We start from the raw sequence: 21,188 nt of genomic DNA, 5'->3' as shown, positions 1-21,188 counted from the left end.
GCCGTCACCTCGCCTTGAACACGGCCACCGTCCGCGCCGGGACGGTGAAGGTGCCCGAGCCGGTCTCGTAGGACGAGGACTTCACCACGCCGTCCGAGCCCGCCGCCTGCACCGGGTGCAGGGCGTACGCCGTCCCGGCCAGGCCGGAGACCCGCTGGGTCTGCTGCCGCGTGCTCGCGTTGAAGACCACCACCAGGTCGCCCAGGCGCATCGTGATCACGCCCGGGGTCTCGTCGCGCCCGGAGAGCGGGAAGGACAGGGTGTCCTGGACCTGTCCGGCGGTGGCGAGGGAGAACGCCGGCTCGGTGGTACGGATCTTCTGCAGGTCCCGGTAGGCGGCGGAGGCGCCGTCGATCTGCGCGCAGCCGACCGTCAGGGCCGGGTTGACGAGCAGCGGCTTGCCGTAGGGCCACTTGGCCTTGTTGTCGGCGGCCGGCGGCAGGCCGAGGCCGAAGCCGTTGCCGTCGCGGCAGTCCCAGCGGATCGCGTTGTACCAGTCGCCGCTGTCGAAGGAGTTGCGGTCCAGCGACTTGGAGCGGAGCAGGTCCGAACCGGCCTGGGAGAGCGCCGGGCCCTGGGAGAGGGTCGCGGTCGCCATGGCGAGGACCTGCATGCGGGCCCGGTCGGCCGCCGGCGTGCCCGCCGGGAGCTTGAAGGCGAGCGCGTCGTACAGGCTCTCGTTGTCGTGGGCGTCGGCGTAGGCCAGGGCGTCGCCGGGGGCGGCGGCGTATCCGGCGGGGGCGCCGTTGTAGTCGACCTCGGAGCCCTTGACCGTACGCCCGGAGGTGTCGGTGAAGGTGTAGGGCGCGAGGTTGCCGGTCAGGCCGACCTTGATGAGGTCCTGGTAGTGCAGGAGGCGGGCCTTCTGCTCGGCCGGGGTTCCGTTGGCGGCCGAGGAGTTGGGGTCGGTGTAGAGGCCGGAGGCGAAGCCCTGGACGCCGGGGTCCTCGTCGAAGGGGCCGCCGCCGCGGACGGCGTCGCGGGCCCGGTCGGAGAAGGTGGCGATGCCGGTGCCGGCCATGTTCTTCTGGGTGGCCTGGACGAAGCGGGCGTCGTCGGCGATCTCGCCGAAGTTCCAGCCCTCGCCGTAGAGGACGATCGCCTTGCCGTCGACGCCGTCCTTGGCGAGGGTCAGCTCGTCGAGGGCCTTGCGCACGGCGAGGATGTTGGCCTTCGGGTGGTGGCCCATGAGGTCGAAGCGGAAGCCGTCGACCTTGTAGTCCTTGGCCCAGGTGACGACCGAGTCGACGACGAGCTTGCCCATCATCGCGTTCTCGGGCGCGGTGTTGGCGCAGCAGGTGGAGGTGGCGACGGTGCCGTCGGCCTGGAGGCGCTGGTAGTAGCCGGGCACGATCCGGTCGAGGACGGACTTGTCGGACTGTCCGGCGGCGACGGTGTGGTTGTAGACGACGTCCATGACGGTGCGCAGGCCGTCGCCGTTGAGGGCCTGGACCATCTGCCGGAACTCGACCGTGCGGCGGGTGCCCTCGGGGTCGGTGGCGTAGGAGCCCTCGGGGACGGTGTAGTGCAGGGGGTCGTAGCCCCAGTTGTAGGCGTCCCCGGCCGCGGCGGCGGTGACGCAGGCCTGCTGCTCCTCGGAGTCGGGGGCGTAGACCTTCAGGTCGCAGGCGGGGGTGGTCTGCGCGGACTTCTTCTCGGGGATGGTGCCGATGTCGAAGGCCGGGAGCAGGTGGACGTAGGAGGTGCCGGAGGCGGCGAGGTCGCGGAGGTGCCGCGAGCCCTTGCTGTCCTTGTCGGTGAAGGCGAGGTAGGTGCCCCGGTGGCCGGCCTTCGCGGTGGGGTCGGCGACGGAGAAGTCGCGGATGTGGAGTTCCTGGATCTGGGCGTCCCGCAGCGGTACGGCGGCGGGCTTCCTCAGCGTGCGCCAGCCGGCCGGGGCGAGCTTCGGGTCGGTGAGGTCGACGGCGAGGCTGCGGGCGGAGTCGGTGGTGAGGGCGGTGGAGTAGGGGTCGGTGACCTTGTTGGTGACGATCTTCTGGACGGTGGGGGCCCAGACCTTCACGGCGTAGCGGTACGGCTTGCCCGTCCAGGACTTCGGGCCGGTGGCGGTCCAGACGCCGGAGGTGTCGTCGCGGCGCATGGGCAGGGTCCGGCCGTCGAGTTCGAGGGCGACGGACTGGGCGGTGGGGGCCCAGACGGAGAGGGTGACCCTGCCGCCGCGGAAGACCGGGCCGAGGGCGGCGCCGGTGGCCTTCCCGGCGTACAGGTCGTCGAGGACGCCCGCGGTCTGGACGCCGGTGGCGGCGAGCAGGGCGCCGTTGGCGGCGCGCTGGGTGGCGATGAGCTGGCCGCGCAGCGAGTCCCGGACGCGGTCGGCGTCGCGGGGGTCGACGGTGAAGGCGGGGTAGTCCTTGAGGTGGGGGAACGCCGTCTTCTGGGCGTCGGTGAGCGATCCGGGGTTCAGCCGGAGCCACTGGCCCTCGCTGTTGAGGGCGCCGTCGGTGACGGTGATGCCGCCGTTCCTGGCGTACACGAGCTGCTGGCTGGTGGAGTCGTTCGGCTTCACCTTCCAGACGACGGTGTCGCGGTCGATCCACTGGGCCTCGGCCTTGCCGAGGTCGAGGTTCGGGGCGCCGCCGACGGTGGGGAGCAGGTACTTCTGCTGTCCGGAGAGCGCCCAGACCTCGTGGCCGAGGCTCGCCAGGTCGAGGGACTGGTCGGTGGGCAGGTCCTTCTCGTCGCCCTTGTGGAGGATGTACGAGAGGGTCGTCGCGCCGTCGGTGAGGGGGACCTCGTAGACGGCGCCGTACGCGTCGAAGCGGACCGGCAGCAGCGGCCTGGACCAGTCGGTGGGCTGGGCGGCGCCGGTCCAGGTGTGGAGGCCCCAGCCGTCGTAGTTCCCGTCGGGCCGCTGGTAGTGGATGACGGCCTTGGAGGGGTCCGGGGCGGTGGGGGCCGGGTCGCTGTCGGACTGGCCGTCGGCGCCCTGGGTGATCCAGACCTCGCCGGTGCGGCCGAGTTCGATGGTCCGCTGCGGTCCTTCGGCGGCGCCGTCCTTCTCGAGGGTGTACGCGACGGAGGAGGCGCCCTCGGGGACCTTGACCCAGGCGAAGGCGCCGTGGGCGTCGCGGCCGGTGAACGCGGCGTCCTGGCCGGCGGCCTTCAGCTTCCAGCCCTCGTAGTTCCCGTCCTCGCGCCGGTAGTGCACGACGGCGTACGTCCGCTCGACGGCGACCGGCTTCTCGGGCGCGGGGGCCTGTCCGGCAGTGGTGGCGGCGGCGGTGCTCGCGGTGCGGCCGGCGCTGTCGACGACGACGGCCTTGTAGCGGAGCGGGGTTCCGGCGGGGGCGGTGACGTACTGGGTGACCTTGTAGGGGGCGTGGTCGGCGGTGCCGAGGGTCTGCCAGCGGCCGTCGCCGGTCTGGGCGGCGAAGACGACCCGGTTGAGCCCGCCGCCGGTGACGTCGGCGGTGAGCTCGACGGTGCCGGTGGCTCCGGCGGCGGGCGCCTCGAGCGTGACGGCGGGCTTCGCGGCGGGGGCCGGGAGCGGCTTGTCGGCCTTGAGGACCAGGGAGGAGAGGGCGGGGACGGTGACGGTCACGGACCCGTTCTTCGCGGCGACCGCGCCCTGACCCCCGTACAGGACACGGAAGTCGAGCGAGTCGACGGGGACGGTGACGGTCTTCTCGGTGGTGGCGCTGTTGGTGGCGACGAGGTACTCGGTGCGCGCCTTGGCGTCCGTACGGGAGAAGGCGTAGACGGAGCCCTCGGCGAGCCGTTCCTGCTGGACGCCGTCACGCAGGGCCGGGTTCTCGCGGGTCAGCTCGGAGAGCCGGGCGACGGACGTGTAGACGGGGTGCCGGGTGTCGTACGCGTCGGTGGCGTGGGTGCGGTCGGTGCCGAGCTGGTCGTCGTCGAGGTAGTCGGCGGCCTGCGAGGCGAAGAGGGGCTGGCGGGCGTCCTTGTCGCCGCCGGCGCCGGTGAAGCCCTGCTCGTCGCCGGAGTAGATCACCGGGTTGCCCCGGGAGAGGAACATCAGCTCGTTGGCGAGGCGGGCGCGGCGCAGGAGTTCGGCGTCGGAGGCCCGGGGGTTGTCCTGCTTGAGGAAGGTGCCGATGCGGCCCATGTCGTGGTTGCCGAGGAAGGTGACCTGCTCGTAGGCGTTGGCCTTGTCGGTGGTGTACCGGTAGTCCTCGGCGAAGACCTTGGCGAGGCGGTCGGCTCCGGCGCCCTGGGAGGCGAAGGCGCGGGCGGCGTCCTGGAAGGGGAAGTCGAGGGTGGCGTCGAGCCGGCCCCGGGTGACGTAGGGGGCGGTGACGGTGGTGTCGGCGGAGTAGACCTCGCCGAACATGAAGAAGTCCTCGCGGCCCCGCTTCTTGGCGTAGGCGTCGAGGGCGGTGGCCCACTGGGTCCAGAAGTCGAGGTCGACGTGCTTGACGGTGTCGATGCGGAAGCCGTCGATCCTGAAGTCGCGGACCCACTTCTCGTAGATCTTCTCCATGCCCTCGACGACCTCGGGGCGCTCGGTCCACAGGTCGTCGAGGCCGACGAAGTCGCCGTACTCGGCGGACTCGCCGACCCAGGTGGAGTCACCGCGGTTGTGGTACATCGTCGGGTCGTTGAGCCAGGCGGGGACCTTGCCGCCGGTCGTCGTCGGGGTGTACGGGAAGGAGTCCCGGTCCACCTTCCCGACGGCGGCCCGGTCGTCGAAGGGGCGGCCGGAGGTGTCGAGGTAGGGGTAGGCGCCCTTGGGGCGGTAGCCGTACTTCCGCTCGGCGTAGTCGACGGTGTCGGCGGTGTGGTTGGTGATGACGTCGAAGAAGACCTTCATGCCCTTGGCGTGGGCGGCGGCGATCAGCTTCTCCAGGTCGGCGTTGGTCCCGAAGTGCGGGTCGACCTGGGTGAAGTCGGTGATCCAGTAGCCGTGGTAGCCGGCGGAGGCGTCCTTGCCGGTGCCCTGCACGGGCCGGTTCTTGAAGATCGGCGCCATCCAGATGGCGGTGGTGCCGAGGCCCTTGATGTAGTCGAGCCGCTGGGTGAGGCCCTTGAGGTCGCCGCCCTGGTAGAAGCCCTTGTCGGTGGGGTCGAAGCCGGTCTTCGTCCGGCTTCCGGTGAGCCCGCCGCGGTCGTTGGAGGTGTCGCCGTTGGCGAAGCGGTCGGGCAGGACGAAGTAGAACTGCTCGCGGGTGAGGTCCTGGCGGGCCGGCTCGGCGGCGAGCGCCGCGTCCGAGGGCGGCGCGGGCGGGCGGGGGGCCGCCGTCGCGGGGAGCGCGGGCACGAGGGCCGCGCACAGGGCGGCGGCCAGCGCGACCGCCGTTCTCTTGCGTATCACGGGGGTTGCTCCCTGGAGGTACGGGAAGAGAGGGCCGCCCCGGCGGGGCGGCCCTTCGGGAGGGGAGGGCGTCAGCTGCGGAAGGTGTCGTTCAGGACGATCTGGCCCGAGGCGGGGACGGTCGCGGTGCGGTTGGCGCCGGACTCCCAGGTCACGTTTCCGGCCGCGTCCTTGCGGACGTACTTGTACTCGAAGGCCGTTCCGGCGGGCAGGGACACCGTCAGCTTCCAGACGGGGTACGCGGCCGGGTCGAGCTTGAGGGCGGCGGCCGGGGCCCAGTTACCGAGCTCGGGGCGGTTGCCGGTGACGTAGATGTTCTGGCCGACGACGGTGGTGGCGTTGACGTTGAACGCGGCCCCGGCGGTGGCCGGCGGGTTCGTCGTGGGCGGTGTCGTGGGCGGTGTGGTGGGGGTGGTGCCCCCGCAGTTCGTGGCCCCGGTGTGCAGGGCGAGGGCCGTGTTCGCGGCGAGGGTGGCCGTGAACTGGCCCGAGGAGTTCACCGTGACGGTGGTGTCGCTCTGCACGTCGCAGTAGGTGCCGCCGGGCAGGGCGGTCTGGAAGGTGCGGGTGAGCGCCGAGGACTCGTGGTTGATCGCCACGTACGCCTTGGAGCCGCGGCCGAACGCGATGGCGTTGGCGCCGTTGTCCCACCAGTTCGTGACGGCCTGTCCGCGGGCGGTGTTGCGGAGGGCCACCATGGAGGAGATCTCGCGCCAGGCGTGCTGGCACTTCCAGCCGTCGGTGTAACAGGCGTTCACCTGGCCGCCGCCCGGCGGTCCGGCGTCCTTGTCGGTCCACTCGTAGCCGGAGTGGACGTCCGGGGAGCCGTAGGGCCAGGCGAGCATGAAGACGGAGGCGAGGGTGTAGTTCGCGCCGTCCTTGTAGTTGAGGGTGTCGCCGCCGCGCTCGGTGTCGTGGTTGTCGACGAAGACGGCGGACTGCCCGGAGGGCATGTAGCCCCAGGACTCGCCGAAGTTCTTCAGGTAGGCGAGCTTCTCGTTCTGGACGATCCGCTTGAGGTCGCGGGCGTAGCGGAACTCCTGGACGTCGCCGGTGCCGAGGTACTCGCTCGGGGAGACGGCCTCGCCGGCGCCGTAGATGGCCTCCTGCTTCCAGTAGACGTTCGGGTTCGTCAGCCGGGACTTGATGTTGGCGAGGTCGGCGGCCGGCATGTGCTTGGCGGCGTCGATGCGGAGGCCGTCGACACCGAGGGAGAGGAGGTCGTTGAGGTATCCGGCGATCTTCGCCCGGACGTACTCCTCGCCGGTGTCGAGGTCGGGGAGCTGGACGAGCTCGCAGTTCTGGACGTTGGCGCGGTCCCCGTAGTTGGAGATCGAGGACCGGCAGTCGTCCATGTCGGAGCCGGAGTAGAGGCCCGGATAGTCGTACTTGGAGAACGGGGTCCCGCCCGTTCCCGTGCCGGAGCCGTTCGCCATGTGGTTGATGACGGAGTCGGCGACGACCTTGACGCCCGCCGCGTGGCAGGTCTGGATCATGTTCCTGAAGGCGGTGCGGTCACCGAGGCGTCCGGCGATCTTGTAGCTGACCGGCTGGTAGGAGGTCCACCACTGGCCGCCCTGGAGGTGTTCCTGGGGCGGGGAGACCTGGACGTACCCGTATCCGGCGGGGCCGAGGCGGTCGGTGCACTCTCGGGCCACCGAGGCGAAGTTCCATTCGAACATCACCGCGGTGACGTCCTTCTCGCCGGGCGGGGCGGCCTGCGCCGGCACGTTCCCCGTGACGGCCACGGCGGCGGCTCCCGCCACGAGGGCGAGTGCGGCGGCCACGGTCTTTCTGGCCATGCTTCCTCCTGTACGACGTCCCTGTCGCAAGAAGTTGCCGAAAATGTCAGCAACTGTTTTCAGCCGTGACCGTACGAGTGCCCCGGTGCCCGGTCAACCCTCCGGACACCTCAACGCAAGTTGTTACGAAAGGACTTGCGGAGCCCCGGCGGCGGAACGCGCGGGCGGCTGAGCCGTGGAACCGCGGACCACCAGCTCCGGCTGGAAGACGAACTCCGTGCGCTGCACGGGGTTCCCCTCGATCTCCTCCAGGAGCGCGCCGACGGCCGCCGTCGCCATGGCCTGCACGGGCTGGCGCACGGTGGACAGCGGCGGGCTGGTGAAGGCGATCAGCGGCGAGTCGTCGAAGCCGACGACGGAGACGTCCCCGGGCACGTCGAGGCCGCGGGCACGGACCGCCCTGACCACCCCGAGCGCCATCAGGTCGGAGCCGCAGACGATGCCCGTACAGCCTTCGCGGAGCAGGATCTCGGCGGCCGCGTGGCCGCCCTCGACGCCGAAGAGCGTGGGTCTGATGAACCGCTCGGCGTCCGCGCGCTCGACGCCGAGCAGCTCGTACAGCTCGGCGGTGAAGCCCTCCGCCTTGCGGCGCGAGGGCACGTACCGGGTGGGGCCGATGGCGAGCCCGATGCGCTCGTGGCCCAGCTCGACCAGGTGCCGTACGGCCATCCTGGCCGCCGCCCGGTCGTCCGGGGAGACGAAGTTGGCGTCGATGTGCTCGTTGTAGCCGTTGATGAGGACGTACGGCACTCCCCTGGCGGCCAGCCGGGCGTAGCGCGCCGGGTCGGCGGTGGCGTCCGCGTGCAGCCCGGAGAGGAAGACGATGCCGGCCACCCCGCGCTCCACGAGCTGCTCGACGAGCTCGTCCTCGGTGGCGCCGCCGGGCATCTGGGTGCAGAGCACCGGGGTGTAGCCGTGCCCGGCGAGGACCTGTTCGACGACCTGTGCGAAGGCCGGGAAGATCGGGTTGGTCAGCTCGGGCACCACGAGTCCGACGAGGCCCGCGCTGCGCCGTTTCAGGCGTACGGGACGCTCGTAGCCCAGCACGTCCAGCGCGGCGAGCACCTTGTGCCGGGTCGCGCCGGCCACCCCCGCCTTGCCGTTGAGCACCCGGCTGACGGTGGCCTCGCTGACGCCGGACTGGGCCGCGATGTCCGCGAGCCGCGGGGCGCCGTTCCCGGCGCCCCGCGGCAGGGGGATCGTCACACCGCCCACCAGACGGTGGTGTCCGCGGGCACCTCGACCGTGCCTTCGCCGTCGGCGGCGATCCTGACGTCCTCGTTGGAGAGGAGGTACCGGCCGGGCAGCGGGACGGAGATGGCCCGGCCGGTGGTGTTGGCGGTGCAGACGAAGCCGTCGCGGCGGAAGGAGAGCACACCCTCGGGTGCCTCCAGCCACTCGACGGCCTCGCCCGCACCGAGTTCGGGGCGCTCGCGGCGCACGGCGAGCGCGCTGCGGTACAGCTCCAGGGTGGAGCCGGGGTCGCCGGTCTGCGCCTCGACGCTGAGGGCGCCCCAGGTGGTGGGCTGCGGCAGCCAGGAGCCGCCGTCGCCGAAGCCGTACGAGGAGCCCTCGACGGTCCACGGGATCGGGACCCGGCAGCCGTCGCGGAAGCCGTCCTGGCCGCTGGCCCGCCAGAACGACGGGTCCTGGCGGACCTCGTCGGGCAGGTCGGTGACGTCCGGCAGGCCGAGCTCCTCGCCCTGGTAGACGTACGCGGAGCCGGGCAGCGCCAGCATCAGCAGGGTCGCGGCGCGGGCCCGGCGCAGGCCGAGTGCGCGGTCGCCGGCCTCGCGGAGCTGGGTGCCGAGGCCCGCCGGGTTGGCGAAGCGGGTGGCGTGCCGGGTGACGTCGTGGTTGGAGAGGACCCAGGTGGCGGGGGCGCCGACCGGGCGCATCGCGTCGAGCGAGTCGTCGATGACACGGCGCAGCTCGGCGGCGTCCCAGTGGGTGCCCAGGTACTGGAAGTTGAAGGCCTGGTGCATCTCGTCGGCGCGGACGTAGTGCGCGGTGCGCTCGACGGTCGGGGTCCAGGCCTCGGCGACGAGGATGCGCTCGCCGTCGTACTCGGCGAGGACCTTGCGCCAGGTGCGGTAGATCTCGTGGACGCCGTCCTGGTCGAAGAAGGGCATGACGTCGTTGCCGAGCAGCTTCAGCTGGTCGTGGGCGCCGAGGTCGGGCAGGCCCTCGGCCTTGACGAGGCCGTGGGCGACGTCGACGCGGAAGCCGTCGACGCCCATGTCGAGCCAGAAGCGCAGGATGGAGCGGAACTCGTCGCGGACGGCGGGGTGTTCCCAGTTGAAGTCGGGCTGCTCCGGGGCGAAGAGGTGGAGGTACCACTCGCCGGGGGTGCCGTCCGGGTTCTCCGTACGGGTCCAGGCGGGGCCGCCGAAGATGGACTCCCAGTCGTTGGGGGGCAGTTCGCCGTCCTCGCCCTGGCCGGGGCGGAAGTGGTAGCGCTCGCGGAGCGGCGACCCGGGGCCCTCGCGCAGGGCGCGCTGGAACCACTCGTGCTGGTCGGAGGAGTGGTTGGGGACCAGGTCGACGATGATGCGCAGGCCCAGGTCGTGGGCCTCGCGGATCACCGCGTCGGCGTCGAGGAGCGAGCCGAACATGGGGTCGATGGCCCGGTAGTCGGCGACGTCGTATCCGGCGTCGGCCTGCGGCGAGGCGTAGAACGGGGAGAGCCAGACGGCGTCGACGCCCAGGTCCTTGAGGTACGGCAGCCGGCTGCGGATGCCCTCCAGGTCGCCCATGCCGTCACCGTTGCCGTCGGCGAAGCTGCGCGGGTAGACCTGGTAGATCACGGCGTCTCTCCACCAGCCCGTGTGCGTGCCGGTGGTCGGGGCGTCGGCCGGGGTGGCGAGATGCTGGGTCATGTCTTCCCTGAGAGGTAAGGAGGGGCGTACGGGGACGGTGATCGGGCTCAGCCCTTGACGGCACCGGCGGACATGCCGGTGACCAGGTGCCGCTGGGCGAAGAGGAACACCAGGGCGGCGGGGATGGCGATGAGCACGGAGGCCGCGGACATCGGACCCCACTGGGCGCCGTACTGGTTGACGAACTTCTGCAGTCCGCCGGCCAGCGTGAGGTTCTCGTCGCCGACCATGAAGGCGGAGGCGTAGGCGACCTCGCCCCAGGCGGTGATGAAGGAGTAGAACGCGGTCACCGCGATGCCCGGCTTGGCGAGCGGCAGGATGAGCCGCCAGAAGGTGCCGAAGGGGGTCAGGCCGTCGACGTAGCCGGACTCGTCGATCTCGCGCGGGATGGTGTCGAAGAAGCCCTTCATCATCCAGGCGCAGAACGGGACGGCGATGGTCAGGTAGGTGATGACCAGGCCGAGCGGCTGGTTGAGCAGGCCCATCGTCGCCATGATGTTGTAGATCGGCACGATGAGGACGGCGACCGGGAACATCTGGGTGATGAGCAGCGTCCACATCAGGCCGCGCTTGCCGGGGAACCGGAAGCGGCTGACGGCGTAGCCGGTGGTGGCGGCGATGAAGACGCCGATGACGGTGGTGAGGCCGGCGACGAGGAGCGAGTTGCCGAACCAGGTGAGGAACGGGGTGTCCTTCAGCAGGTTCGTGTAGTTCTCGAACGTCGTCTCCTTGACGAAGTCCGTGGTGCTCGCGTACTTCGCCGGCTTGAGCGAGGTCAGCAGGACCCAGAGCACCGGGAAGACGGCGATCACGGACGCCACGATCAGGGTGACGTGCAGCCCCACCGAGGCGAGGGGCGACCGGCGGCCCCGGATCGGGGTGTTCGTGGTCCGGGCGTGCGCGGCCCGGGTGGTGGGCGTCGTGGTGGTCACCAGACTTCTCCCTGCTTGCGGAGGACGCGCCGGTAGAACGCGGCGAAGACCATCAGGAGGATCAGGATGAGGACGCCCCACGTGGACGACTGGGCGAAGTCGCGCGGGCTGATCTCGAAGGAGAACTTGTACGCCTGGGTGACGAGGATCTGGGTGGCCTCGCCGGGTCCGCCCCGGGTGAGCAGGAAGATCACCGGGAACATGTTGAAGGTCCAGATGGTCGAGAGCAGGATGACCGTCGTCGACACCGTGCGCAGTCCGGGCATCGTGATGTGCCGGAAGCGCTGCCAGGCGTTGGCGCCGTCCATCTCGGCCGCCTCGTACATCTCGCTCGGGATGGACTGGAGTCCGCCGAGGAGGGCGACCATCATGAAGGGGATGCCGAGCCAGACGTTGACGGCGATGACCGAGAACTTGGCCCAGGTGGGGTCGTTCAGCCACGGGACGCCGTCCATGCCGACGCCCGAGAGGATCTGGTTGAGCATGCCGCGGCGCTCGTCGTAGAGGAAGCGCCAGGCGAAGACGGAGACGAAGCCGGGCACGGCCCAGGGCAGGATCAGCAGCATCCGGTAGACGGAGCGGCCGGCGATCCTGCGGTTGAGGACGTTGGCGAGGGCCAGTCCCAGGGCGAAGGTGACGGCCACGCAGGAGACGGTCCAGACGACCGTCCACCCCAGGGTGGCGAGGAACTGGCTGCCGCTGACCGCGTCGACGTAGTTGTCCAGGCCGACGAACTCGTAGGTGGCCGGGATCTCGTTGACGCCGATGCTGCGCGCGACGTTGCGCTCGTTGGCGTCGGTGAACGACAGGTAGACGCCACGGACCAGCGGGTAGCCGATGATCACGCCGATGACGACGACGACCGGGGCCACCATGGCCCAGGCGTACCAGTGGGTGGAGAAGGAACGGCGCACCGCGCCGCCGTTGTCACCAGTACCGCGGCGCCGGCCGCGGGTGACACCGTCACCCGCGGCCTTCGCCACCGACTGGCTGGGAGTGTCCACAGCCATGAGCCGGCCAGCCTTCTTTCTTACTTCCAGTCCTTCAGGAGCTTGCGGTAGGAGTCACCGATCGCCTTGGCGCCGGCCTCCGGGGTGGTCTGGCCGGTGAGCACCTTGGTGTACTCGACCTTGACCGGCTCGAAGAGGCTGCCGCCCTCGGGGATCCAGGGGCGCTGGACGGCCTTGTCGACGACCGGCTTGAAGAAGGTGATCATCTCGTTGGTCGCCACGTCCGGCTTGATGTAGACGGACTGACGGGTCGGGAGGAGGCTCAGCTCCTTCGCGACCGTCGCCTGGGTCTCGGCCGAGGTCATGTACTCGGCGAAGGCGTAGGAGGCGGCGAGGTTCTTGGAGCCCGCGTAGACGGCGAGGTTGTGACCGCCCTGCGGGGCGCCCTGGCCGGCCGAACCGGCCGGGACCGGGGCGATGCCCAGGTTGGCCTTGTCGGCGAACTCCTTGCCCGCGAAGGTGTCGGAGACGGCCCACGGGCCGTTGATCATCATCGCGACCTTGCCGTCCTTGAAGGACGCCTGCATGTTGTCCCAGCCGTTGGTCGCGTCGGTGATCGCGGCCTTCGAGTCGACCAGGTCCTTGACGGTCTTGAGCGCCTTCACGCCGGCCGGGCCGTCGATGGTGATCTTCTTCTGCTCGGCGTCGACGAGGTCGCCGCCCTCGCCGTACAGGAAGGAGAGGAACCAGTACGGGTCGTCGCCGCGCAGGTACAGGCCGGTCTTGCCGGTCTTCTGCTTGATCGTGGCGGAGGCGGTCTTCAGCTCGGCGATGCTCTTGGGCACCTCGACGCCGGCGGCCTTGAGCATCTTCTTGTTGTAGAAGATGCCCATCGAGTCGATGACCTGCGGGACGGCGTAGGTCTTGCCGTTGTACTTGGTGGAGGCGGCGGCCTGCTCCAGGAAGTCGCCCTGGTCCTTGAGGGCCGGGGTGCCGTCCAGCGGGGCGAGGTAGCCGAGGTCCGCGAACTCGGGGGTCCAGGCGACCTCGGAGCGGATGACGTCGGGGGCGCCGGAGCCGGACTGCGCGGCGTTCTTGAACTTGTTCTGCGCCTCACCGAACGGCACGTTCACGTACTTGACGGTGACCTTCGGGTACTTCTTCTTGAAGTCCTCGGCGACCTTCTTGAAGACCTTGTCCTCGGAGCCGACCGTGGAGGTGTCCCACCAGGTGACGGTGCCGGAGAGCTCGCCCGAGCTCTTGGAGCCGCCGCCGTCCGAACCGCTGTCACTACCGCACGCCGCCAGGGTCACGCCCAGGGCCGCGACCAGAGCGGTGGCCGCTATGCCACGCCGCATGTGAACTCCTTCAACTGATCCCGGGGGGACGAGGGGCTGGAACCTTCCTCATGCGACCGCTCCCTCGCGGCGCTCCGGGTTGCCAGGAACGTAACAGGGATGAAAACGCGCCGAAAGACCTTGCGGGAACTTTCTGCAAGGACCGGCGATCGTTACATCCGCGTGTCCCTAAGGTTGCCGTCGGGTCGCTTGACAGCAGATGACACGCGCCCCCCGGGCGCCGCACGACCCCGCGCGCACGCCCCCGGTGGCCCCCGCGCACCCCGCAAGTCCTGCAAGACCTTGCGGGGTGGCTTGCATCACCTGTCCGGTGGGCAATACGCGCTGTGACCGGTACAGTCCATCCTCATGACCGCGCGGCTCTCCGACATCGCAGCCCAGGCGGGGGTCAGTGAGGCCACAGTCAGCCGCGTGCTCAACGGCAAACCCGGCGTGGCGACGGCCACCCGTGAATCCGTTCTCGCCGCACTCGACGTGCTCGGCTACGAGCGGCCCGTACGACTGCGCCGGCGCAGCGCGGGACTCGTCGGCCTCATCACCCCCGAACTCGACAACCCGATCTTCCCCGCGCTCGCGCAGGTCATCGGGCAGGCCCTGACCCGGCAGGGGTACACGCCGGTGCTCGCCACCCAGACCCCCGGCGGGTCCACCGAGGACGAGCTGACCGACATGCTGGTGGAGCGCGGCGTCGCCGGCATCATCTTCGTCTCGGGGCTGCACGCCGACACCACCGCCGACATGACGCGCTACGACCAGCTGCGCGGCAAGGGCGTCCCGTACGTCCTCCTCAACGGCTTCTCCCCCAAGGTGCAGGCGCCGTTCGTCTCGCCCGACGACCGGGCGGCGATGCGGCTCGCGGTGACGCACCTCGCGGCGCTCGGGCACACCCGGATCGGCCTCGCCGTCGGCCCGAAGCGGTTCGTGCCGGTGCTCCGCAAGATAGAGGGCTTCCAGCAGGGCATGGCGGAGCGGCTCGGCCTCTCCCCCGAGGAGTCCGAGGCGCTGATCCAGCACTCGCTCTACACCCTGGAGGGCGGCCAGGCGGCGGCCGGGGCGCTGATCTCCCGGGGCTGCACGGCGGTCGTCTGCGCGAGCGACATGATGGCGCTCGGCGCGATCAGGGCCGCCCGGCAGCAGGGCCTCGACGTGCCGAAGGACGTCTCCGTCGTCGGTTTCGACGACTCCCCCCTCATAGCGTTCACCGATCCGCCGCTGACCACCATCCGGCAGCCCGTGCAGGCGATGGGGCAGGCCGCGGTCCGTGCGCTCCTTGAGGAGGTCGGGGGCACCCCGGCCCCGCATTCCGAGTTCGTCTTCATGCCTGAGCTGGTCGTTCGCGGTTCGACCGCGTCCGCCCCGTCCACCTCGCGGTCTCCTTCCTGAGGTGGACCGGGTGCGTCCCGAACCCGTCCGAGGGATGATCGGTCGGGGGGAAGGGATCTGGCAGACTCTCTCCCTATGGGTGAAACGACCGTGAAGAGTTTGGACGACCGGACGACCCCGTCGTCACCCATCGTGGCCGGCGGCAGGTTCGCACGCCTGCGTGCGCGCGCGCCCCGGCGCCCCACGATCTGGTTCGAGGTCGCCCTCATCGGCGTCAGCTACTGGCTGTACTCCCTGACCCGCAACGCGGTGCCGGAGCAGAAGACCGAGGCGCTGAAGAACGCCGACTGGATCTGGAAGATCGAGTCGTCCCTCGGCCTCGCCTTCGAGCACGCCGTCAACCACGCCGTGAACTCGGTGACCTGGCTGATCGTGTCGATGAACTACTACTACGCGACGCTGCACTTCATCGTGACCATCGGTGTGCTCGTGTGGCTGTACCGATGGCACCCGGGCCGTTACGCGGCGTTCCGTACGGTGCTGTTCGCCACCACCGGTGTGGCGCTGGTCGGTTACTACCTGTTCCCGCTCGCCCCGCCGCGGCTGATGAACGGCGTGGACTTCGTCGACACCGTCCTGGTCCACCACACCTGGGGCTCGATGGCCTCGGGCAACCTCAAGCACGTCTCCAACCAGTACGCGGCGATGCCGTCGATGCACATCGGCTGGTCGCTCTGGTGCGGTGTGACGATCTTCCTCCTCGCCAAGGCCCCCTGGGCGAGGATCCTGGGACTGCTCTACCCGGCGGCGACGCTCGTCGTGATCGTCTCCACCGCCAACCACTTCTGGCTGGACGCGGTCGGCGGCATGCTCTGCCTCGCCTTCGGCTTCGCCGTCTCGTACTTCTGGTACGGCTCCCGCCCGCACCGCCTGCCCAAGCTGGTGGAACCGGCGGCCTCGACGGCGCAGCGGAGCGGACCGCCCCCGGCGAAGGGGACGGACCGCGAGGAGGAGACGGACCGCGAGGGCGAGAAGGCCCCGTCCGGCGACACGGAGCGCCCGGTCAGATCCGGTCGGTGACCGGGCCGCCGGCGACGGCGAGCCGGACCGGGGCCCGCTCGGCCTCCAGGGCCGTCACGCCGGTGAGCCCGGGCCGGGGGCCCCGCCGCGCGGGGCCCCGGAAGCCGCGGGCTACGCCCCGTAGAAGTACTCCTCGACGACCGCCCTCGCCCGGCGGGTGATCCGGCGGTAGTCGTCGACCATCTCGCCGACGTGCCCGGTCTCGTACCCCAGGTAGCGCCCCACCGCCGCGAGTTCCCTCGGGTCCGAGGGGAAGGTGTCCCCGGCGCGGCCGCGGACCAGCATCACCGCGTTGCGGACGCGGCTCGCCAGGACCCACGCCTCGTCCAGGGTCTGGGCCTCCTCCGTCGGGATCAGACCGGCCGCGTGCGCGGCGGCGAGCGCCTCGCGGGTACGGGTGGTCCGCAGCCCCGGCTCCGCCCAGCCGTGCCGCATCTGGAGCAGCTGGACCGTCCATTCGACGTCGCTGAGGCCGCCGCGCCCCAGCTTGGCGTGGAGCGTCGGGTCGGCGCCGCGCGGCAGCCGCTCGGACTCCATCCGGGCCTTGAGGCGGCGGATCTCGCGGACGGCGTCCTCGCCGAGGCCCTCCGCCGGGTAGCGCAGCGGGTCGACGAGCTCGACGAACCGCGCCCCCAGCTCGGCGTCCCCGGCCATCGGCGCGGCGCGCAGCAGCGCCTGGCTCTCCCAGACCAGCGACCAGCGGTGGTAGTAGGCCGCGTACGACTTCAGGGTGCGGACCATGGGTCCGCTCTTGCCCTCCGGCCTGAGGTCCGCGTCGATCAGCAACGGCGGGTCGGCGGTGGGCAGCTGGAGCAGCCGCCGCATCTCGCCGACCACCCGGTTCGCGGCCCGCGCGGCCTCCTGCTCGTCGACTCCCTCGCGCGGCTCGTGCACGAACAGGACGTCGGCGTCGGAGCCGTAACCCACCTCGTGGCCGCCGAAGCGGCCCATCCCGATGACCGCGAAGCGGGTCGGCAGTTCGTCGCCCCACTCGGCGCGCACGGCGGCCCGGAGGGCGCCCGCGATCGTCGCCGCGTTGAGGTCGGTGACGGCCTCCCCCACCCGGTCGACCAGCGCGCCCGGGTCGGGCTCGCGGGGGCTGTCCTCGGTGCCGTACGAGCCGATGAGATCGGCCGCGGCGGTACGGAACAGCTCCCGGCGCCGTACCCCTCGGGCCGCCGCGACGGCCTGCTCGGCGTCGTCCGCGCGGCCCACCGCCGCGAGGACCTCCTGCTCCAGGTGCTCCCGGCCGCGCGGCTTCAGGCCCTCCGGGTCGCCGAGCAGCGCGACCGCCTCGGGGGCGCGGAGCAGCAGGTCGGGGGCGAGCCGCCCGGCGGAGAGGACCCGCGCCAGGTTCTCGGCGGCGGCGCCCTCGTCGCGGAGCAGCCGCAGGTACCACGGGGTCTTGCCGAGGGCGTCGGAGACCTTGCGGAAGCCGAGCAGTCCGGCGTCCGGGTCGGCCGAGTCCGCGAACCAGCCGAGCAGCACCGGGAGCAGCGTCCGCTGGATCGCGGCCTTGCGGCTGACCCCGGAGGCCAGCGCCTCCAGGTGCCGCAGGGCGGCGGCGGGGTCCGCGTACCCCAGTGCCTCCAGGCGCTGTCCGGCCGCCTTCGGGCTGAGCCGGATCTCGCCGGGGGCGAGCTGGGCGACCGCGTCGAGCAGCGGGCGGTAGAAGATCTTCTCGTGCAGCCGGCGGACGACGGCCGCGTGCCGCTTCCACGTCCGGTTCAGCTCGGTGACCGGGTCGGTGCGCAGTCCGAGGGAGCGGCCGAGGCGGCGCAGATCGGCCTCGTCCTCGGGGACCAGATGCGTGCGGCGCAGCCGGTACAGCTGGATGCGGTGCTCCATCGCCCGCAGAAAGCGGTAGGCCTCGTCGAGCTGGGAGGCGTCGGCCCGGCCGACGTAACCGCCGGCGGCGAGGGCGGCCAGCGCGTCGAGGGTGGTGCCGCTGTGCAGGGTGGCGTCGCTGCGGCCGTGCACCAGCTGGAGCAGCTGGACGGCGAACTCGACGTCCCGGAGTCCACCGGGACCGAGCTTCAGTTCGCGGTCGACCTGGGCGGCCGGGATGTTGTCGACGACCCGGCGGCGCATCTTCTGCACGTCGGGGACGAAGTTCTCGCGCTCGGCGGCCTGCCAGACGAGCGGGGAGACGGCGTCGACGTACTGGGCGCCCAGTTCCGGGTCGCCCGCCACCGCGCGCGCCTTCAGGAGGGCCTGGAACTCCCAGGTCTTCGCCCAGCGCTGGTAGTACGCGAGGTGGGAGGAGAGCGTACGGACCAGGGGTCCGTTGCGGCCCTCGGGGCGCAGATTGGCGTCCACCGGCCAGATGGTGCCCTCGATGTTGGTCTCGGAGCAGATCCGCATCAGATGGGAGGCGAGCCGGGTCGCGGCCTGGAGGGCCTTGCCCTCGTCGGCGGCCTCCGTGCCGTCGGTGGGCTCCGCCACGAAGATCACGTCCACGTCGGAGACGTAGTTCAGCTCGTGGCCGCCGCACTTGCCCATCGCGATCACCGCGAGCCGGCACATCGCGGCGTCGGCGGGTGCGGCCGTACGGGCGATGGCGAGCGCGGCGCGCAGGGTCGCCGTCGCCAGGTCGGCCAGCTCGGCGGCGGTCTCGGCGACGTCGGTGGTGCCGCACACGTCACGGGCCGCTATGGCGAGCAGGCAGCGCCGGTAGGCGACCCGCAGCGACACCGCGTCGACGGCCTCCGCGAGGCCCCGCTCGAACTCGGCGACCCCCGGGTGCAGGTCGGCCGCCTCGTAGGTGACCAGGGACTCCCAGTCGCGCGGGTGCCGGGCCAGATGGTCGCCGAGCGCCTCCGAGGCGCCGAGCACCCCGAGGAGCCGGTCCCTGAACGGCTTGGCGGCCAGCAGGGTGGTCGTGAAGGTCTGCCGCTCGGTGTCCGGCTGCGCCTCGACCAGCCGGACCAGGCCGCGCAGGGCGAGGTCGGGGTCGGCGGTGGCGCCGAGCGCGTCGAGGAGGACGGAGTCGCCGCGCAGTTCGGACAGCTCGGGTACGTCGAGCAGCCGCTCGGCCCCGGAAGGGTCGGTGAATCCGTGCCGCAGCAGACGTGAGAACGTGCTGCTCCTGCGTCCCGGCACCGTCATTCCGCCGCTCCCTCCGAGCAGGTCCGCCCCGTGGTGGAGCCGGGGTGGATCGAGCCTATCCGGAGCGGCGGACGGGGGTGTGCGGGCCTTCGGTTCGCAGCGGATCACACGTGATGTCTCGCACATTGATCGCTTTTCGGAGCGGATGAACCGTATTCCTTGAAAGTCCGTCTTGCTCGGGGCGGACCCCTTCCGCCTGCCCGGCTCCCGCCGGGGCCCCGCCCGACCCTCTGTTGAAAGCGCGCCGCCGAACATGCCCGTCCGCCCCCGCCGCCGTCTCCTCCCGTCCCGCCGCAGGACCCTGTCCACGGCCGTGACGGCCGTCCTCGTGGGCGGCACCTTCGCCGGGCTGCTCTCGGTGACGGGCGCGCCGAGGACTCCGACGGCGCACGCGGTGCCGGAGGGGAAGGGCTCGGGCGCGGCGGCCAAGGCGGCCTCGAACGCCGCCGGGACCGCCGGGACCACGGGGGCCGCGCGGCCGGGACGGCCCCCGGCGGCCTCCGCGCCGAAGGCGAAGGCCCCCGCCTCCGTCGTCCAGATCGTCGCCCACCCCGACGACGACCTGTACTTCATGAACCCGGACGTCTCCCAGACCCTGCGCTCCGGCACCCCCCTGACCTCCGTCTACCTCACCGCCGGCGAGTCCGACGGCGTCAACGCCCGCCCGGTGGACGCCGCCGCGACCGAGCCCGACAAGGCGGGGTACGCCGAGGCCCGGCAGAACGGCATCCGGGCCGCGTACGCCGAGATGGCGACCGGCCACCGGACGAGCGCCTGGGACCGGACCGCGCTCCCCACGGCCGGCGGCGCGTATGCCGAGCTGGACACGCTGCGCGCGAAGCCGCAGGTCAGGCTCGTGTGGCTGCAGCTGCGCGAGGCCGGTTCGATCAGCGACGACCGCCCGCACAGCCTCAGCGGCCTGTGGCACGGCCGGATCGGCGCGCTCGAGTCGCAGCGGTCCGCCGGCACCCCGGTCGCCGCCGACTTCACGTACACGAAGGAGGAGGTCGTCGCCACGGTCACCGGGCTGCTCGACCGCTTCCGGCCGACCTTCGTCCGGATGCAGGACCCGACGCCGGGCACGTACCCGAAGACGGGGAAGCTCAGGGACCACCAGGACCACCTGTACGGGGCACGGTTCGCGCAGGCCGCCCTGGCCCGGTACGCGGGCGTCCCCGGGCACCCGCACGTCGGCGTGCAGAACTACCTCGGCTACCCCACCAGCGTGCTGCCGCACACCCTCGACCCCGAGACGGCCGGCGCCAAGCTGAAGACCCTCGAGACCTACGCCTGGCTCGACGGCGTCAACGACTGCGGGACGGCCGCGGGCTGCGGCGACCTGAAGGTGGCCGCGCGGCCCGCCGGGCGGGGCTGGTCGCAGACCGTCCGCTACGCCCGGGGCACCTCCACCTCCTGGGTGCAGCGGGACGGGGACGGCGGTCTGCGCGCCTTCTCCGTGCTCGACGGGCACCTCGCGGCCTGGCGCCGGCCGGCCGGCGGCGGCGCGTGGCGCGGCCCGGTGCTGCTGCCCGGCGGCGGCCTGGACAGCGGGGTCACGTCCGTGGCGCTGCCGGACGGCCGCCTCGCGGTCTACGGCACCCGGACGACGCTCTCCGGGCTCACCGGCGACGGCCCCACCGGCTACCGCCGGGAGGTGGTGACCACCGCGCAGTCGGCGCCGGGCGGCTCCTTCGGCCCGTGGCGCTCGCTCGGCACGCCCGAGCGGGACGACACGAGCGGCACCTCGGACATCAGCGCGCCCGCCGTGACCGTGGACGGCGGGGGCCGGGCGACCGTGCTCCTGCGGGACAGCCGGCACCGGCTCACGGCGCGCGAGCAGCGCGCGGACGGCGGCTGGGGGCCGTGGCGGACGCTCGGCGGCACCGATGTGTACGGCGACCCGGTCGCGGCGACGGACGGGACCGGCCGGGTGCACGTCTTCGCGAGCACCCCGCGCACCGTCCTGGCCTGGGCGGGGCAGGGCCCCGGTGGCCCGCTGGTGGGCCCGGTGCGGACCGGTCTCCCGGCGACGACCCTCGCGCTGAGCGCGAGCACGGCGCCGGACGGCGACGGGGTACGGCTCTGGTTCCGCAAGCCGGCCTCCGGCGACCTGCGGAGCGCCGACTTCTCGGGCGCGGGACCGGTCTCCCCGATCACCGAACTTCCCGGCGGGGTGGCCGGCTTCGGCCCGGTGAGCGGCGGCGACGGCGTCCTCGCGGTCCGGTCGCGGACGGGATTCCTGGCGACGGCGCCGCACGGCAGGGCGGCGGGCGGCCCGGCGTGGCGGCTGGAGAAGTTCCTCTTCGCGGGGGCGCCGGACGCGGGGACGGACGGGGTGGCGGCGATCGGCCTGGACGGCCGGCTGCACTGGACGCCGGCGGTCCGCTGACCGTTCCGGCTCCCCCGGCCGGCCGTTCCGCTCTCCCGCTGGCCGTCCCCCGGCTCGGCCGGCCGTCCCGCTCC

Annotated in this window: 11 protein-coding genes; 3 read left to right on the top strand and 8 right to left on the bottom strand. The window is 71.9% G+C overall.

The features are described 5' to 3' along the window. Window positions 1-4: 4 nt before the first annotated feature. The 7 genes from pulA to ASD33_RS16570 all read right to left on the bottom strand — a co-directional run bounded on the left by pulA (window position 5) and on the right by ASD33_RS16570 (window position 13,214). Window positions 5-5,293 (bottom strand): pullulanase-type alpha-1,6-glucosidase, encoded by a 5,289-nt coding sequence (gene pulA / locus ASD33_RS16600; protein WP_056560259.1) that lies wholly within the window; start codon window positions 5,291-5,293, stop codon window positions 5-7. Window positions 5,294-5,364: 71 nt separating this feature from the next. After that, entirely contained in the window at window positions 5,365-7,095 is a 1,731-nt protein-coding gene (locus ASD33_RS16595) for a carbohydrate-binding module family 20 domain-containing protein (protein ID WP_056560255.1), read from the bottom strand. A 123-nt stretch (window positions 7,096-7,218) separates the two neighbouring features. Then, window positions 7,219-8,310 (bottom strand): LacI family DNA-binding transcriptional regulator, encoded by a 1,092-nt coding sequence (locus ASD33_RS16590; protein ID WP_056560253.1) that lies wholly within the window; start codon window positions 8,308-8,310, stop codon window positions 7,219-7,221. Continuing rightward, window positions 8,298-9,974 carry a glycoside hydrolase family 13 protein gene (locus ASD33_RS16585; protein ID WP_056560251.1) on the bottom strand — a complete coding sequence of 559 codons (1,677 nt, stop codon included), beginning with the start codon at window positions 9,972-9,974 and terminating at the stop codon, window positions 8,298-8,300. Before ASD33_RS16585 ends, ASD33_RS16590 begins: the two co-directional genes overlap by 13 nt. A gap of 47 nt (window positions 9,975-10,021) precedes the next feature. After that, window positions 10,022-10,906 (bottom strand): carbohydrate ABC transporter permease, encoded by an 885-nt coding sequence (locus ASD33_RS16580; RefSeq protein WP_107103730.1) that lies wholly within the window; start codon window positions 10,904-10,906, stop codon window positions 10,022-10,024. Beyond that, a complete protein-coding gene (locus ASD33_RS16575) occupies window positions 10,903-11,916 on the bottom strand; it encodes a sugar ABC transporter permease (protein WP_056560249.1) in 1,014 nt (337 codons plus the stop codon). Before ASD33_RS16575 ends, ASD33_RS16580 begins: the two co-directional genes overlap by 4 nt. Window positions 11,917-11,936: 20 nt before the next feature. Further along, on the bottom strand, window positions 11,937-13,214 hold the full coding sequence (locus ASD33_RS16570) for an extracellular solute-binding protein (protein WP_056560246.1): 1,278 nt from the start codon (window positions 13,212-13,214) through the stop codon (window positions 11,937-11,939). Window positions 13,215-13,562: 348 nt separating this feature from the next. Here ASD33_RS16570 and ASD33_RS16565 point away from each other — a divergent pair, with 348 nt between their 5' ends. Both ASD33_RS16565 and ASD33_RS16560 read left to right on the top strand, forming a co-directional pair. After that, window positions 13,563-14,597 carry a LacI family DNA-binding transcriptional regulator gene (locus tag ASD33_RS16565; protein ID WP_056560243.1) on the top strand — a complete coding sequence of 345 codons (1,035 nt, stop codon included), beginning with the start codon at window positions 13,563-13,565 and terminating at the stop codon, window positions 14,595-14,597. 75 nt (window positions 14,598-14,672) lie between these two features. Continuing rightward, on the top strand, window positions 14,673-15,617 hold the full coding sequence (locus tag ASD33_RS16560; protein WP_079044812.1) for a phosphatase PAP2 family protein: 945 nt from the start codon (window positions 14,673-14,675) through the stop codon (window positions 15,615-15,617). Between the two features lie 111 nt (window positions 15,618-15,728). Here the strand turns inward: ASD33_RS16560 and ASD33_RS16555 are convergent, their stop codons facing one another. Continuing rightward, window positions 15,729-18,725, bottom strand: a complete 2,997-nt coding sequence (locus ASD33_RS16555; RefSeq protein WP_056560241.1) for a bifunctional [glutamine synthetase] adenylyltransferase/[glutamine synthetase]-adenylyl-L-tyrosine phosphorylase — start codon at window positions 18,723-18,725, stop codon at window positions 15,729-15,731. Window positions 18,726-18,978: 253 nt separating this feature from the next. Here ASD33_RS16555 and ASD33_RS16550 point away from each other — a divergent pair, with 253 nt between their 5' ends. After that, window positions 18,979-21,114 carry a PIG-L family deacetylase gene (locus tag ASD33_RS16550; protein WP_056560239.1) on the top strand — a complete coding sequence of 712 codons (2,136 nt, stop codon included), beginning with the start codon at window positions 18,979-18,981 and terminating at the stop codon, window positions 21,112-21,114. Window positions 21,115-21,188: the final 74 nt, after the last annotated feature.

Source organism: Streptomyces sp. Root1304, assembly GCF_001426405.1.
Lineage (GTDB): Bacteria > Actinomycetota > Actinomycetes > Streptomycetales > Streptomycetaceae > Streptomyces.
The sequence above is the reverse complement of the archived record's forward strand: the minus strand, read 5'-3'. Positions and strand labels throughout refer to the sequence as shown.